Consider the following 15252-nt stretch of genomic DNA (forward strand, 5'->3'; position numbering starts at 1 on the left):
TTTTTTTCTCATAAGACAATTGGCAGTGCATGTCTATGCAGTGCATAATTTTTAAGTTTTTTTGAACTATTTTTTAAAACAGGCAGCAGCTATCTGCCCGTAACCAATTTAAGAAATGTATTACATTCAAAGCAAAACATACGAATGAAACCGGGCATGATAATTTTTTCTCACACAACCTGTCCCGAACCAGCTTCGGGAGGGGAATGCCTGCCTGCCGGAGAGGCAGGTGCATAGCGAGGTTCTCCCGAAGCAAGTTCGGGACAGGCATGAGGCCATTAAAAAAACAAACTTGTACGAATGAAAATAATAGGCTGCTTAATTTGTTTGCTTCTTACCAGGCATTCATTTGCCCAGCTCAAAACAGAGAACCTTGTTATTGTTACGCTCGATGGCATGCGCTGGCAGGAAGTGTTTACAGGCGTTGATTCAGCCATCATCGTGAATAAAAAATTCACCAGCGATTCAGATGCTATTTTAAAAAATTTCTGGAACGAAGATGTTAATGAACGCAGGAAAAAGCTCTTCCCTTTTTTATGGACTGCTGTTGAAAACGAAGGCGTATTATTCGGCAACAGGACAAAAGGCTGCGAAGTAAATAATGCCAATAAATACTGGTTTTCTTACCCCGGCTACAATGAGATTTTCACAGGCTATCCTGACACTGCGGTCAACTCAAACGATAAAATACCTGACAAAAATGTAAACGTGCTTGAGTTCATCAACAAGCAAAAAAATTATACCGGAAAGGTTGCGGCATTCGCCACATGGGATTGTTTTCCATACATACTCAATAAATGGCGGAGCGGCATTTATGTAAATGCAGGCGTTGATACCCTGCATTTTAAAACGCAGGCGTTTGATGTGCTGAACGATTTGCAGTTTCTTGCCGCAGAACCAATTGGCGTGCGCCTTGATGTAAATACCTTTCTTGCCGGTAAAGCATATTTAAAAGCGTTTAAGCCTAAAGTGCTGTACATAGCCTTTGATGAAACAGATGATTTTGCGCACGCAGGCATGTACGATCAATACCTGAAAAGTGCGCATGCGGAAGATGCCATGATCGCTAACCTATGGGAAACACTTCAGTCAATGCCGCAGTACAAAAACAAAACCACGTTGATGATAACCTGCGATCATGCCAGGGGCGATGCCGTGAAAGAAGAATGGACTTCTCATGGCGAAAAGATTGCAGATGCAGGCCAGATATGGATTGCAGCCATCGGCCCCGACACAAAACATTTGGGTGAAGTAACCAATTGCAGCACTTTATACCAGGCGCAGCTGGCAACAACATTTGCTGCTTTACTGGGGCTTGATTTCAGGCCCGATCATCCAGTAATGCAACCCATCAAACAAATCATTTCAAAATAATTATTATGAATCCTGAAAGAGCGTATAAGCAAACGGCAAATGAAATAATGGAACTTTTTGAAAAGTTCGGAAACGAAGATTATGATGGCGAACCAGTATCGCAATCCTCGCACATGATACAATGCGCTATGGAAGCCATGTCGCAGGGCGAAGATGCAGAACTGATACTTGGCGCCTTTCTGCATGATATTGGCCACCTGCTTAAACATGTAACCCAAACGGAAGAAATGGACAGTTATGGCGTTGTGAACCATGAAGGGCTTGGCGCTCAGTTTCTGCAGGAAAAAGGGTTTTCGAAACGTATCTGCGCCATGGTGGAGCATCATGTAAATGCAAAGCGTTATCTTGTTGCCGTTGATGAAACATACCAGGCAAAGCTGTCTGAAGCAAGCCTGCAAACCCTGCAATGGCAGGGCGGCCCCATGTAGGCGGCTGAGATAATATTGTTTGAACAACATCCTTTTTTTGACGACATCATCAAAGTGCGCTTATGGGATGAAAAAGCAAAAGACGCCAACGCTGTTTTATTACCCTTATGGCATTTTAAAAATTTAATTGCAGAATATTTAAAAGACAGGAACCGTGCAACATTCTATTAGCCTCGCCGTGCTGGATATTTCCGGCACCACGGTAAAAGACAAAGGTGAAATAACCGAAGCCTTTGCAAACACGTTTAAAAAAGAAGGCCATACAATTCCCGTAGAAAAGATAGCTGCGGTAATGGGCTATAAAAAAACAGACGCCATTAAAACCCTGCTGGAAGCGTTTGCTGAGGATAAATCGGTTATCAATGAGAATTATATTAACCGGCTGCATCAGAATTTTATTGATGATTTAATTGATTACTACAAAAATTCAGGCAAGCTGGAAGCCATGCCGTATGCAGAAGACACATTTGAGCTTTTAAGAAAGCACGATATAAAGATCGGGCTTGACACCGGCTTTTTCAGCAATATAACCCATGTGATAATTGAACAGCTTGGCTGGCTGAAAAATGGCCTGGTTGATTATGTTATCAGCAGCGATGAAGCGGAAGCAGGAAGGCCTTATCCCTACATGATACGTGAACTGATGAAACGTGCCGGCGTTACCGATCCAAAAAAAGTAATAAAGGCGGGCGATACAGAGGTGGATATTAAGGAAGGAAGAAATGCAGCATGCCTTTTAACCATTGCTGTTACCACGGGCAAATCTTATACAAGGGAACAACTGCAATTGTATAAGCCAGACTATATAATTGACAGTTTAAAAGAACTGCCGTCACTATTATAAACATTAAAACAACTGCATGTTTATTTCAACGACCTGGAAAAATAAACTGGCACAAATGCCGGCCTGGTCCGTAAGCGTATATGCGGCAATCTGTTCTTTTTGTGTGTATTTCTGCATGTATGCTTTTAGAAAACCTTTTACGGCTGCGGGTTTTGAAGGGCAGTACTTCTTACACATTGATTATAAAATCTGGCTTGTATCGGCACAGGTGATGGGTTATATGCTAAGCAAGTTTTATGGCATCCGGTTTATTGCAGGCATGCAGCTGCAAAAAAGAGCGGACACCATTATTATACTGATTATTGCAGCATGGATGGCACTCCTGCTGTTTGCCCTCACCCCATCGCCTTACAACATTATTCTTTTACTGCTGAACGGGTTTCCTTTGGGCATGATATGGGGTTTGGTGTTCAGTTATGTTGAAGGGAGAAAAACTACAGAATTTATGGGCGCCGTGCTGTCAGTAAGTTTTAGCTTTTCTTCCGGCGTGGTGAAAACAATTGGCAAGGGGTTAATAATTAATGCACACATAAGCGAGTTCTGGATGCCTTTTGCCACAGGCTCTATCTTTTTACTGCCTTTGTTTTTATTCACCTGGCTGTTAAACCATACACCTCCGCCCACGCAAAAGGATATCGAGATGCGCAGCGTGAGAAACCCAATGACCAAACAGGAACGCAGGCAATTCATCCGCTTTTTTTTACCGGGCATTATTATAATCGTAACAACTTATGTGCTGCTTACCATATTGCGCGACTTTCGCGATAATTTTTCCAATGAATTATATACTGAATTAGGCTATGGCAATAATGCAGCTATATTTACGGTAACCGAAACACCTGTTTCACTCATGGTTTTGTTATGCATGAGCCTGCTTATTCTTGTAAAGAACAATGTACGCGCTTTTCTGCTGAACCATGCCATTATTATCGGAGGCAATGTAATCACGCTTATTGCCACATTGCTTTTTATATACAAATTTATCAATCCCGTTTGGTGGATGATCCTGGTTGGCACAGGCTTATACATCAGCTATGTACCGTTCAATGCCTTATATTTTGAGCGCATGATTGCAACGTACCGTATGCGAAGCAATGTAGGTTTCTTAATATATATTTCAGACGCTTTTGGCTACTTAGGCAGCATGCTGCTATTGTTCCTGAAAGAGTTTATTGGCCTGCAGCTTTCATGGACGGCATTTTTCATCAATGCCATTTTTACCGTAACCATTATTGGCATTTTGGGAACATCAATAGCAGCGGTTTATTTTAAAAAGAAACATGCAACGCTTTTTGGCACATCGCCGCAGTCATCAAATCTAAATACACATGCCGCGTAAAAATGCAATTGTTATAGGTGCAGGAATTTTAGGATTGGCCACAGCAAGAAGCCTTGCCGTTCGGGGATATAAGGTAACCATATTTGAAAGGAATGAAAAAGCTGTTGGCGCATCTGTAAGAAATTTTGGAATGGTATGGCCGGTTGGCCAGCCAAATGGCCCATTATACGAAAGGGCGCTTCGTACAAGATCAATATGGAAAGAAGTTTGTACCGGCGCAGGCTTATGGTTTGATGAAGCGGGCAGCCTGCATCTCGCCTATAACAAACCTGAAGCAGATGTATTGGAAGAATTTGCAACAGTTAACCAACGCATAAGGCCTGTAAGCATTTTGAATAAAGAACAAATAATGCAAAAAACAGGCGCAGCCAATCCGCATAACCTGTTATGTGCTTTATACTGTGAAGATGATATGATAGTAGAAGCCCGTGTTGCTATTGAAAAAATACCGGCTTACCTCACGGAAAAATATGGCGTTGAATTTAAGTTCAGCACAGCCATTAATTTTATTGACCATCCGCATGTAAGAAGCGGCGAACAAAGCTGGCAGGCAGATGAAATTTATGTTTGCAGCGGCGCCGATTTTGAAACATTATATCCTGAAGTTTTTGCTGCGAATAATTTTACCAAATGCAAACTGCAGATGATGCGTTTGGCTGCGCAGGACAATAACTTTCGCATCGGGCCGGCATTATGCGGCGGCTTGTCATTAACACATTATAAATCGTTTGAGGTTGCTGCATCGCTGCCTGCATTAAAAAAACAGTTTGCACAAACACATGCTGAATATTTAAAATGGGGCATTCATGTGATGGTTTCGCAGAATGAAACCGGCGAATTAACCATTGGCGACAGCCATGAATATGGCTCCGTGTTTGACCCGTTTGACAGGCAATGCATCAACCAGCTTATTACAGATTATCTGAAACAGTTTGCTGTTTTTAAAACCTGGCAAATGATACAAAGCTGGCATGGCATATACCCGAAAATGACAAATGCCGCAACTGAATTTATTCATCAGCCTCAGCAGGGCGTAACTATCATAAACGGCATTGGCGGGGCAGGCATGACGCTGAGCTTTGGACTGGCGGAAGAAGTAACAACAAACAATTGAGGCGGCTAATTTGCTATGCTGCATGCCGGACAAAGTTGTCCATTAGTTACAAGCACGCAGAAATTGTTTTTAACCATATAGTTGGATTTTGCTTGCTGCATGTTAGCAGGGTAAAGAAAATATAGTTATAGAAGTTACGCTTCTATGTATGTATTTGTACATTTTCCTGCCCAACTATGATACCTGCTTATCTACATGGCTTTACATTAAGGCATTGTACATCTTTATTCAGCATGGCATATAAACCATGCCTGCTTATACGCCACATACCGCATTCATTTTTTCACTGCGCGCACAAAGAAAAACGCATCAGGCTGCAGCATTGGTGCGCACTTTTCCTTTGCGTGGAAAAAGTATCTCTGCAATAAAAATAAGCACGAGGCTGAGCGCTGTGGTAGCAGTTACTTTGCCAATGAAGAAGAGAAAATCGCCAAAATCCATCCACTCAAGAAATACAAGCAGGGTTGTATGCATGAAAGTAAGTATAAGTATATAGGTAGCATAAGAGCCCCAGCCCATACTTTTTACAGAGGGCTCTGCAAAACTTAATTGTGTTGATTCCTGCGGTATTAAAAGATTTAATAAGAAAGGCCGCAGGTAAGCGATCAGTACACATGGCGCCGTATGAAGGCCGGGCGTGCCGCTGAAATAATCGTATATTAACCCAAACACAAATGCCAGCAGCATTAATGGCGCACGGCCTATATTGAATGGCAGCCATAAAATAAACAGGAAATAAATGTAGGGCTTTGCAAACTCATGTATAGGCGGCACTTTGTTAAATACGTACACCTGCACGGCTATGAACAATACAAAACGGATGATATTTTTTAGCAGGTTCGTCATTTATCTTTCGGCGTTTTAGCTTCCAGTTGCTTTTGTTCAGCCCATATCATATTATTTACAAGGTAGGCGTATTGAATGTTATAAAAATCTGTTGCCGTTTTTATTTTTAATTCATAAAAGCCACTGGCAGGATCGCCCTGCAATGCAGCTACAGTGCCTATCATTATACCGGGAGGATAGCTGCCTGATAAATTACTGGTGATGATGCTGTCGCCAGCCTTTACTTTAGCCGATTTGGGCACATTATGCATAATTACATAGCGGGGGTCTTTGCCATCCCAGTCCACAAGGCCTGTATAAAAGCCTTTCTTCGTCATGGCGCTCACTTTGGAGTTGCGGTTCAGCAGGCTCATTACACGGCAATAGTTATCGCTTACTAAAATCACTTTGCCAACAATACCCTGCGGGCCAATTACGCCCATATCCACCTGTGCGCCCTGGTTTTTGCCGCGGTATAAAGTAATGTAATTGTTTTGCTCAGAAATATCGTTGTTTACCACCTTGGCAGTAAGAAACTCAAACTTCCTTATACGGCCCAGTGTATCTTTCAACAAAGAATCAACCCGGATGGCTTTTGCGGTATCCGGCCCTTCAAAGCTTGATTTCAGCAGCCCCCGTAATTCAGCATTTTCAGCAGCCAGCGCTTCATTGGTTTTTTTAAGGCGGAAATAGTATTCAACGGCATTATACTGCGCCCCTACTTTACCGGTAGTCTCATTGGCAACGTCAGAAAATACAACCTGGTAAGTTTGATTGTAATTGATGAGGATGCCAATTGAAATCCCCATCAGAATAAGGAACAGGAACAGGTTAAAGAAATGACGTATGAATGCAATTATGTTACGCATTAAAGCCCCTCCCGGCCTCCCCTAAGGGGAGGAGATAGAACGTTAATTTTTATATTAGTTGTTTATCATTTATGATTTACAAGTCTTCCCTTTGGGAAGATTTAGATGGGCTTTTTTATTTCATTACAAAAGGATATCGCTGGTAATTCTTTAGTGCCAGGCCTGTTCCCCTTACAACGCTGATCAGCGGGTCTTCTGCAATATGAACGGGCAATTTTATCTTCTGACTTAAACGTTTATCCAAACCACGCAGCAAGGCGCCACCGCCGGTTAAATATAAACCGCGGCGGTAAATATCGGCTGCCAGTTCAGGCGGCGTGGTCTCCAGCGCTTTTAAAATAGCTTCTTCAATTTTGAAGATGGATTTATCCAGCGCTTCGGCCACTTCCTGGTAGCTCACCATAATTTGTTTGGGAATACCCGTTACAAGGTCGCGGCCATTTACCGGCATATCTTCCGGAGGCGTCTCCAGGTCTTTCATGGCGGCGCCGATAGTTATTTTAATTTGTTCCGCCGTACGCTCACCAATCAGTAAGCTATGATAGCGGCGTAAGGCTTCCATTATATCAGCCGTAAATTCATCACCGGCAATACGAATGCTCTGGTCGCAAACAATGCCGGCCAATGCAATTACAGTAATACCGGTGGTGCCGCCGCCAATGTCAATGATCATATTGCCTACCGGCTCTTCCACATCAATGCCAATACCCAGTGCAGCGCTCATAGGTTCATGAATCAGGTAAACTTCGGTTGCGCCGGCCTGTTCCGCACTGTCGCGAACGGCGCGTTTTTCCACTTCCGTTATGCTGGAAGGAATACAGATTACCATTCTCCATCTCGGCGCAATCAATGGCTTTTTGGGATAGATCATTTTGATCATTTCCTTTATCATTAATTCAGCCGCATTAAAATCGGCGATTACGCCATCTTTCAACGGGCGGACGGTACGAATGCTTTCATGTGTTTTCTCGTGCATCATAAGGGCACGCTTTCCTACGGCCAGCACTTCTTTCGGATTATTTCTGTTTAAGGCAACAATAGATGGTTCATTCACCACCACTTCATCATTGTGAATGATCAGGGTATTTGCGGTGCCAAGGTCAATCGCAATTTCCTGTGTGAAAAAATTAAAAAGTCCCATTATATAATTAGTTACAAATGTTATTTATTAAATAAGCCGCAAAGGTGCAGGATATAATCCGAATTTGCAAAGCGCGGATATTTCTATTTCAAGGGTTTTTGTTAATATGCACAAATATTTTTTTTTAGTTCTAAACTTTTTTTGGTGGGCAAGGCAATAATTGATATGCAAACTGCCTTTCGTGAATCGTCAAACGTGAAAGCTTTGGAATTTGATTACTGTTATTAATGCGTTTTAATTTAAACAAATTCATTATTGCTGCGTGCATAAATTTTACATTTAAAATTATTGTTGTCTGACCTTACCCCAACCCCCTCCCGAATGGTCGGGACAAGTTCTCCCAAGAAGAGGGGTCAGAACCAACCCTGGTAAAAGATTTCAAACGATTCAATTAATTTTTATCCGTACAATAGTGATTCAAAATTATTCACGCGTTTACATTCACGATTCACGTAAATGGTTCACGTTTAAAATTCATATCCAATATCGCTTCTGAAATACATCCCTTCAAAATATATATGGTTTAAAGCGTTTTTTGAAAGTTGCACTGCATCAGCAATATTTGAGCCAAACGATGTAACGGCCAAAACACGGCCGCCGTTTGTTTCAACATTTCCTGTTTCATTTATTTTGGTGCCCGCATGAAATATAATTGTGGCCTCCCCCAGCTCCTCCGGTGGAGGGTAGAAAGAAATCAACTTTCCTTTTTCATAATCGCCGGGATAGCCGCCGCTTACCGCTACCACTGTTGCACAGGCCCTTGCGTCAAACGCAATAACCGCATCTTTCAACATATTGCTATGCATTGCTAAAAACAATTCTACAATATCATTTTTTAATCGAGGCATTACCACTTCCGTTTCGGGATCGCCCATGCGGCAATTGTATTCTATAACATAAGGTTCATCACCCATTTTAATCAAACCAAAAAATACAAAGCCATTATACACGATGTTTTCTTTTTGCAAGCCGTCAATAGTGGGGCTGATAATTTTAGTTTCGATCTTTTGTAAAAACGCATCCGTTAAAAATGGCAAAGGGCTTACACAACCCATGCCGCCGGTATTCAAACCGGTATCGCCAACGCCGATGCGTTTGTAATCTTTTGCATGGCCGATAATCTTATAATCTTTTCCATCAGTTAATACAAAAACACTCAGCTCAATGCCGTCTAAAAATTGCTCAATCACCACCTTGCTGGATGCTTCGCCAAACTGCTGGTTAATGATCATTTCTTCAAAAGCCTTCCATGCATCTGCTGTTGTTGCTGCAATTACCACGCCTTTGCCTGCTGCCAGGCCGTCGGCTTTTAAAACAACCGGCAAACTATGCTGCTGAATGTATTGTTTGCCTTCTTCAAAATTATCTTTTGTAAACTCCGCATACGCAGCGGTTGGAATATTGTGGCGCTGCATAAACTTCTTGGAGAAGGCTTTGCTGCCTTCAAGCTGTGCACCATAAGCAGATGGGCCAATTACAATAATATCTTTGGTTGAGTTGTCTTTTTTAAGCGCATCATAAATACCGTTTACGAGTGGGTCTTCCGGGCCCACAACAATCATCTCAATATTATTGTCAACAGCAAACTTTTTAATGGCCTCAAAATCGTTCACGCCAATGTTTATATTTTTTCCACATTCAGTTGTTCCGGCATTGCCCGGAGCAATAAACAGGTTTGTACAATGTTTGCTCTGGGCTATCTTCCACGCCAGTGCATGTTCCCGGCCGCCGCTTCCCAATAACAGGATATTCATGAAAAAATAATTAGGCGGCGAAAGTAAAAGTTTTATGCTTTCAGCAGGGCAGACACATTAAAATTTAAAATCATTATTGTCCGGATAACTTGGGCTAAAGCCCATTGTGCAAGGGTTTCAGATATATAACCCCGGGCTTAAGCCTGGGGTTAGTAAAAAGCAGGCCCATAAAGGGCTTTTTAGCCCAAGAGAAAATATTTTAGTCGGACAACAATGATTTTAAATGTATAAAAAGAGGCGTAGCCTCGAAAAAATATTGTAAAAACGGGTTTCAACCCGTTTGAAACCACCAAAATGTTGTTGAGAGCCATCGGCTCGTTACATTATGTATCCCCGAATAGTCGGGGCAGGCTGTGCCGCTGGCACTCACCTCTATCGAAATTCATCTATAATCCCGTTTAAACGGGACTTTACAAAATTGAACCGGCCGATGGCCCTTCATAAGAATTTTAATGCATCTGCCCTGATGCTTTCTGAATTAGATTTTGTTAATTGCAAAAACTGCTTATTTTGGGGAGCCAACTAATTATTATCCCAATAAACCAGTTTTAATGAACATTACAGAAGACGCAATAAGTGCTACGGAACAACCTGCACGTAAAAACCATCCCCAAGGTTTATATGTACTGTTTGCAATAGAAATGTGGGAAAGGTTTAATTATTACGGCATGCGTGCCATACTTACTTATTTTATGACGCAGGCGCTACTCTTCAAACTTGATTTTGCTTTAAATCTGTATGGTAGTTATATAAGTTTGTTGTACTTGACACCATTAGTTGGGGGATATTTTGCTGATCGCTTTTGGGGCAATAAACGGTCTATATTTGTTGGCGGCATCGTAATGGCAGTGGGCGAATTAATCCTTTTTATCTGTGGCACTATGTACAACGCTTCGCCCGGCTTATCGAATGTGCTTTTCTTCTCCGGCCTTGGTTTAATGATTGCAGGCAATGGTTTTTTTAAACCGAATATTTCCACGCTTGTAGGGCAGCTTTACCCAAAAGGCGACCTGCGTGTTGACCCTGCCTATACTATTTTTTATATGGGCATAAACCTGGGCGCTTTTATTGGCCCGATAGCCTGCGGCACGGTAGGCAATACGGGCAACCCTGCAGACTTTAAATGGGCGTTTCTTGTAGCCGGTGTGGGCATGGTCATCAGCCTTATCGTACAAAGAATATATCACAACAAACTGGTTCGCGACCCCGAAGGAAAAATACTGGGCCTTAAACCAGATGATCTTATAGTTGACAAATTAAACAAAGAAGCTTCAAGCCATGTAAAACCGCCATCGCCAATATGGTTGAACCCTGTTTTCACGGTTATCATCATGCTTGTATTTGCAGCGCTTTCAATTGGCGCGCTTTACCTGGATACGCAAATAAATTACCTCTTTTATCTTTTAGGCGGCAGTTTCCTGTTTATTATCATTCTTATTTTTTCAGATAAAAAACTAACCAAAGAAGAACAGGGAAGAATCTGGGTAATGGTTATCATTGCATTCTTTGTTGTGTTCTTCTGGGGTGCTTATGAACAAACCGGCGCTTCTTTAAGCGTGTTTGCCGACCAGCAAACCAACCGGCATCTCTGGGGAAATTATGTTATGCCGCCAAGTTATTTCCAGTCATTCAACTCTGCATTTATCATCCTATTTGCGCCCATACTTGCATGGGTTTGGCTGAAGATGGGAAAAAAACAACCAGCCACGCCTACCAAAATGGGCACGGGCCTAATTCTTCTGTCATTAGGTTATTTATGGATAGCTTATGGCGTAAAAGATGCATCGGCAAAGCAGGTAAGCATGATATGGCTTACAGGCTTATACCTGCTGCACACCCTGGGCGAATTGTGCCTGTCTCCTATCGGCCTTTCATTGTTTAATAAATTATCGCCGTTAAGGTTTGCATCGCTGCTGATGGCCGTATGGTTCACCGGCAATGCCGGCGGCAATAAACTGGCCGGCGTGCTAAGCAGCTTATATCCCGAAGATGGCAAGACCACTTCGTTTCTTGGCTACCAGATGAGCAATCTTCATGATTTCTTTATGCTCTTTGTTTTTATGGGCGGGGCTGCAGGCATCATTCTTCTTTTGCTTTCGAAGAAACTGCAAAAAATGATGCATGGCATACAGTAAGGAATAAAGCTTAAATTTGAAGAAAGAATTTGGGTATGGATGATAAAGAATTGCGGTAAAAAGTAAGTAAACTCTCTCCGGAACAACTAAAAATTGTAGATACCTATGTTGATTTTTTTGCTTTATAAAGTTGCAAATCAAAAAGCTGAAAAAGATCAAAAAACAGATAATAATACAAAGTGTGAAGATGCAAAACATTAATGTTTAAAATCGAAAAATGAAGATATGGAAGCACATGATTTCGAGGTGGTAAAAAAAATAAAAAAGCTTTCTCCTGATAACATCCATGAGATAAATGATTTGATTAATTATTTATTTATCTAAAAAAGATTTACCTGAAAAAAAGGATGTTAGTGAGGCGTTCGGCTCATTGCGCGGCAAGATAAAGATGTTACCGGGGTTTGATGACCCGATTGAAGGAATGGAAGAATATATGTAATGTTTTAATGAATATACTTCTTGATACACATACCCTAATCTGGTTATTTGATGAACCTGAAAAGCTTTCTAAAAAAGTCACAGCAGTTATCAAAGATTCTAATAATAGCCGTATTGTAAGCATAGCCAGTTTGTGGGAAGCTGCTATTAAAACCAATCTAAAAAAGCTGGAATTAAAATTACCTTTTGATAAGTGGGAACTTGAAATCTCTTTATATAATTTTATTATTCTTGATATTAAGTTTCAACACTTAGCTTATTACACTGCATTGCCTTTATTGCATAAAGACCCGTTTTACAGAATATTGATTGCTCAGGCAGTTTATGAGGAATTAATCATTGCTACAACAGACGAAAAAATCACTAAATACAACGTACAAACAATCTGGTAACCAAAACCAACATCAACATGTCCGAGCCAGCACAATTCAAGCCGTTTGTATCGCCGCAAACACAGATGAAAGAGTTCTCCGTAAAAGCAATTGTTATGGGTTGCATTATGGGTTGTTTGTTTGGCGCTGCAAACGTTTACCTGGCATTAAAAGCAGGATTAACCGTAAGCGCATCTATTCCAATCGCCGTTATTGCAATTACGATCGGAAGAAAATTATTAAAAACAACCATTCTCGAAAATAACATCATTCAAACAACCGGTTCGGCCAGTGAAAGCATTGCGAGCGGTGTGGCATTTACATTGCCCGGTTTTTTGTTTTTATCCATGATGAACGGGCAAAGCGTTGGCGCGGATTTTTTTAACTACATGACCATTTTAATACTGGCCATATTTGGCGGTTTATTAGGCACATTAATGATGATCCCTTTGCGCCGTTCATTGATCGTAAAAGAACATGCCACCCTGCCTTACCCGGAAGGCACCGCCTGTGCATCGGTTTTAAAAGCCGGTGAAAAAGGCGGCGATATTGCAAAAACTGCATTTGTTGGTTTAGGCGTTGCCATGCTGTATGCCTTCCTGCAAAAGGTATTGCACATTATTGCAGAAACACCTGATTATGCAACAAAGCTTGCCAATAAATATTTTCCCGCAGCAAAAGTTAGCGGTGAAATAACGCCTGAATACCTGGGTGTTGGTTATATCATTGGTCCACGCATTGCGGGCACTTTGGTAGCAGGCAGTGTATTAAGCTGGCTGGTATTTCATCCATTGCTGGCCACGCTAATTCATGACCAAACTGTTATTGCAGAACAACTGGTAAAACTTGGATATTTAAAAGACGTACAAACAGCCGGCGGCCCCGGTGGCTGGAATCCCATTACCCATGTGTTTGATGACAGCGCCGATGCCATTTACCGGGCTTATGTAAGGCAAATCGGGGCCGGTGCGGTTGCTGCCGGTGGTTTTATAACATTATTAAAAACCATTCCCACTATTATTACATCCTTCAAAGAAAGCATTGGTTCCATTAAAAACAAGAAAGAAGGCAATACGCAATTACGCACAGAAAAAGATCTTAGCTTAAAGCTGGTTTTATTTGGAAGCATTGCGTTGATTGCATTGATCGCCTTTATTCCTATGATACCCGGCGATTCAACCGGCAGTAAACTATTGCTGGGTGTGCTGGTAGTAGTATTCGGCGCATTCTTCGTAACTGTTTCATCACGCATTGTTGGCCTAATCGGCACAACAAATAACCCGGTAAGCGGCATGACGATAGCCACCGTAATGAGCACCTGCCTGGTATTTATTGGCATTGGCTGGAGCGGTAAAACCTATGAACCTATGGTTTTGGTTGTTGGCGGCATGATCTGCATTGCCGCAGCCAATGCCGGCGCTACATCGCAGGATTTAAAAACAGGTTTTTTGGTTGGCGCTACACCGCGCAATCAACAGATTGCTTTGTTTATTGGGGCTATTGTTTCTTCACTGGTCATTGGCATCACTATAAAAATCCTTGACAAGCCAACGGCTGATATGGTGGCGCAGGGTTATACGCATGCTATCGGCACCGATAAATTTCCCGGGCCGCAGGCTACGTTAATGGCCACATTGATAAAAGGCATTCTATCATTCAACCTCGACTGGCAATTTGTTTTTGTTGGCGTTGCATTAGCTGTTGTAATGGAGCTATGCGGCGTAAACTCTTTAAGCTTTGCCATAGGCGTTTATCTTCCGTTAAGCACTACATTGCCTATATTCTGCGGCGGCGCTATCCGCGGTTTTGTTGACTGGCGCAAGAAACGCAAAGGAGAAGTTATTGCCGAAGAGGATTTAGGTAAAGGCAATTTATTTGCAACCGGTTTAGTGGCGGGCGGCGCATTGGCAGGCGTTATTGTGGCGTTGTTAACAGCCGGCAGCGAAAGCGTGGCCGCCTCACTTCAAAAAATAAACCTTGAACATACGCTTGAAACAGCCTTAGGCGTTGATATGTACAAACTGCTTGGCGTAATTGCTTTTGCCTTAATGGGGTTGATGCTTTACAGGATAGCCATGAAAAAGCATGACGGGATTCAGGCTTAATGAAGTCCGGAGACCATAGCTGTTCGAAACCATTTTCTTAAAGCCTCATAGAGGCTTAATGTGTGTACAATGCTGCCCGTAATGTTTCTTTACCGTTCCATTGGAACGGAACATTTACACGTGCCATACCTACGGTGTGGAAATCCCCCCTGGCACAATTATTTCTACGCACGGGGGCGATCCTATGGATCGCGGATCGCTAATGCCGGTTTCGAACACTTCAGGTACGGAGACTTCGCAGAGCGTGGAAACTGAACATAATTATGACCTTTTTCTTCGCAACCTTTTTTCTACAAAAAAATAATTATTGAATCAGTGAATGATGAACTTAAAAATATCAGCAAACTTCAACATACCAGGCATCGTTTTATAAACGATTTTCTGTTTAATATACTATATTGTCTAAATAATTCCGATTTTGTAACTTTGTTGAAAAACTATGAGTTACAAAATTTCCCTATCAGTAAAGGAACAAAGAGAATTAAAGGACCTATTACAAAAGACGGAACAGGCCA

Annotated in this window: 13 protein-coding genes and 1 pseudogene; 10 read left to right on the top strand and 4 right to left on the bottom strand. The window is 41.9% G+C overall.

Annotated elements, in window-relative coordinates:
* Positions 1–300: 300 nt before the first annotated feature.
* From QM629_RS15070 to QM629_RS15095, 6 genes are read left to right on the top strand one after another with little or no spacing between them, the layout of a single operon-like run.
* Positions 301–1374, top strand: coding sequence for an alkaline phosphatase family protein (locus QM629_RS15070; protein ID WP_415160715.1), 1074 nt, complete (start codon positions 301–303; stop codon positions 1372–1374).
* Positions 1375–1379: 5 nt separating this feature from the next.
* Positions 1380–1802 (top strand): HD domain-containing protein, encoded by a 423-nt coding sequence (locus tag QM629_RS15075; protein WP_415160716.1) that lies wholly within the window; start codon positions 1380–1382, stop codon positions 1800–1802.
* Positions 1803–1817: 15 nt separating this feature from the next.
* Complete coding sequence (locus tag QM629_RS15080) at positions 1818–1973, top strand: hypothetical protein (protein WP_415160717.1); 156 nt, start codon at positions 1818–1820, stop codon at positions 1971–1973.
* Complete coding sequence (locus QM629_RS15085; RefSeq protein ID WP_415160718.1) at positions 1957–2646, top strand: HAD family hydrolase; 690 nt, start codon at positions 1957–1959, stop codon at positions 2644–2646. Before QM629_RS15080 ends, QM629_RS15085 begins: the two co-directional genes overlap by 17 nt.
* Positions 2647–2662: 16 nt before the next feature.
* Entirely contained in the window at positions 2663–3985 is a 1323-nt protein-coding gene (locus tag QM629_RS15090; protein WP_415160719.1) for a DUF5690 family protein, read from the top strand.
* Positions 3975–5099 (top strand): TIGR03364 family FAD-dependent oxidoreductase, encoded by a 1125-nt coding sequence (locus QM629_RS15095; RefSeq protein ID WP_415160720.1) that lies wholly within the window; start codon positions 3975–3977, stop codon positions 5097–5099. The genes QM629_RS15090 and QM629_RS15095 overlap by 11 nt, the downstream gene beginning before the upstream one ends.
* Before the next feature lie 309 nt (positions 5100–5408).
* Here QM629_RS15095 and QM629_RS15100 read toward each other — a convergent pair whose 3' ends face one another.
* From QM629_RS15100 to purD, 4 genes are all read right to left on the bottom strand, one after another.
* Positions 5409–5945, bottom strand: coding sequence for a rod shape-determining protein MreD (locus QM629_RS15100; RefSeq protein WP_415160721.1), 537 nt, complete (start codon positions 5943–5945; stop codon positions 5409–5411).
* Complete coding sequence (gene mreC / locus QM629_RS15105; RefSeq protein ID WP_415160722.1) at positions 5942–6793, bottom strand: rod shape-determining protein MreC; 852 nt, start codon at positions 6791–6793, stop codon at positions 5942–5944. Before mreC ends, QM629_RS15100 begins: the two co-directional genes overlap by 4 nt.
* 115 nt (positions 6794–6908) lie before the next feature.
* On the bottom strand, positions 6909–7934 hold the full coding sequence (locus tag QM629_RS15110) for a rod shape-determining protein (protein WP_415160723.1): 1026 nt from the start codon (positions 7932–7934) through the stop codon (positions 6909–6911).
* Positions 7935–8401: 467 nt separating this feature from the next.
* Complete coding sequence (gene purD / locus QM629_RS15115) at positions 8402–9688, bottom strand: phosphoribosylamine--glycine ligase (RefSeq protein WP_415160724.1); 1287 nt, start codon at positions 9686–9688, stop codon at positions 8402–8404.
* Between the two features lie 551 nt (positions 9689–10239).
* Between purD and QM629_RS15120 the strand changes: the two genes are divergently transcribed.
* From QM629_RS15120 to QM629_RS15135, 4 genes and pseudogenes are all read left to right on the top strand, one after another.
* Positions 10240–11823, top strand: coding sequence for a peptide MFS transporter (locus QM629_RS15120; protein WP_415160725.1), 1584 nt, complete (start codon positions 10240–10242; stop codon positions 11821–11823).
* A 446-nt stretch (positions 11824–12269) separates the two neighbouring features.
* The gene (locus tag QM629_RS15125; RefSeq protein WP_415160726.1) at positions 12270–12653 is read left to right on the top strand and encodes a type II toxin-antitoxin system VapC family toxin; all 384 of its coding nucleotides are present in this window, start codon (positions 12270–12272) and stop codon (positions 12651–12653) included.
* Positions 12654–12670: 17 nt separating this feature from the next.
* Positions 12671–14737, top strand: coding sequence for an OPT family oligopeptide transporter (locus QM629_RS15130; RefSeq protein ID WP_415160727.1), 2067 nt, complete (start codon positions 12671–12673; stop codon positions 14735–14737).
* A gap of 300 nt (positions 14738–15037) precedes the next feature.
* Positions 15038–15133, top strand: a pseudogene (locus QM629_RS15135) (transposase); the annotation flags it as partial.
* Positions 15134–15252: the final 119 nt, after the last annotated feature.

The sequence above is a fragment of the Parafilimonas sp. genome (assembly GCF_047606085.1).
In the GTDB taxonomy this organism is placed as follows: domain Bacteria; phylum Bacteroidota; class Bacteroidia; order Chitinophagales; family Chitinophagaceae; genus Parafilimonas.

What these genes read in the sequence shown, in the direction of transcription:
- purD (WP_415160724.1), bottom strand. Translation starts at nt 9,688, where the DNA reads ATGAATATCCTGTTATTGGGAAGCGGCGGCCGGGAACATGCACTGGCG.
- QM629_RS15110 (WP_415160723.1), bottom strand. Translation starts at nt 7,934, where the DNA reads ATGGGACTTTTTAATTTTTTCACACAGGAAATTGCGATTGACCTTGGC.
- QM629_RS15125 (WP_415160726.1), top strand. Translation starts at nt 12,270, where the DNA reads ATGAATATACTTCTTGATACACATACCCTAATCTGGTTATTTGATGAA.
- QM629_RS15130 (WP_415160727.1), top strand. Translation starts at nt 12,671, where the DNA reads ATGTCCGAGCCAGCACAATTCAAGCCGTTTGTATCGCCGCAAACACAG.
- QM629_RS15070 (WP_415160715.1), top strand. Translation starts at nt 301, where the DNA reads ATGAAAATAATAGGCTGCTTAATTTGTTTGCTTCTTACCAGGCATTCA.
- QM629_RS15090 (WP_415160719.1), top strand. Translation starts at nt 2,663, where the DNA reads ATGTTTATTTCAACGACCTGGAAAAATAAACTGGCACAAATGCCGGCC.
- mreC (WP_415160722.1), bottom strand. Translation starts at nt 6,793, where the DNA reads ATGCGTAACATAATTGCATTCATACGTCATTTCTTTAACCTGTTCCTG.
- QM629_RS15075 (WP_415160716.1), top strand. Translation starts at nt 1,380, where the DNA reads ATGAATCCTGAAAGAGCGTATAAGCAAACGGCAAATGAAATAATGGAA.
- QM629_RS15095 (WP_415160720.1), top strand. Translation starts at nt 3,975, where the DNA reads ATGCCGCGTAAAAATGCAATTGTTATAGGTGCAGGAATTTTAGGATTG.
- QM629_RS15120 (WP_415160725.1), top strand. Translation starts at nt 10,240, where the DNA reads ATGAACATTACAGAAGACGCAATAAGTGCTACGGAACAACCTGCACGT.
- QM629_RS15100 (WP_415160721.1), bottom strand. Translation starts at nt 5,945, where the DNA reads ATGACGAACCTGCTAAAAAATATCATCCGTTTTGTATTGTTCATAGCC.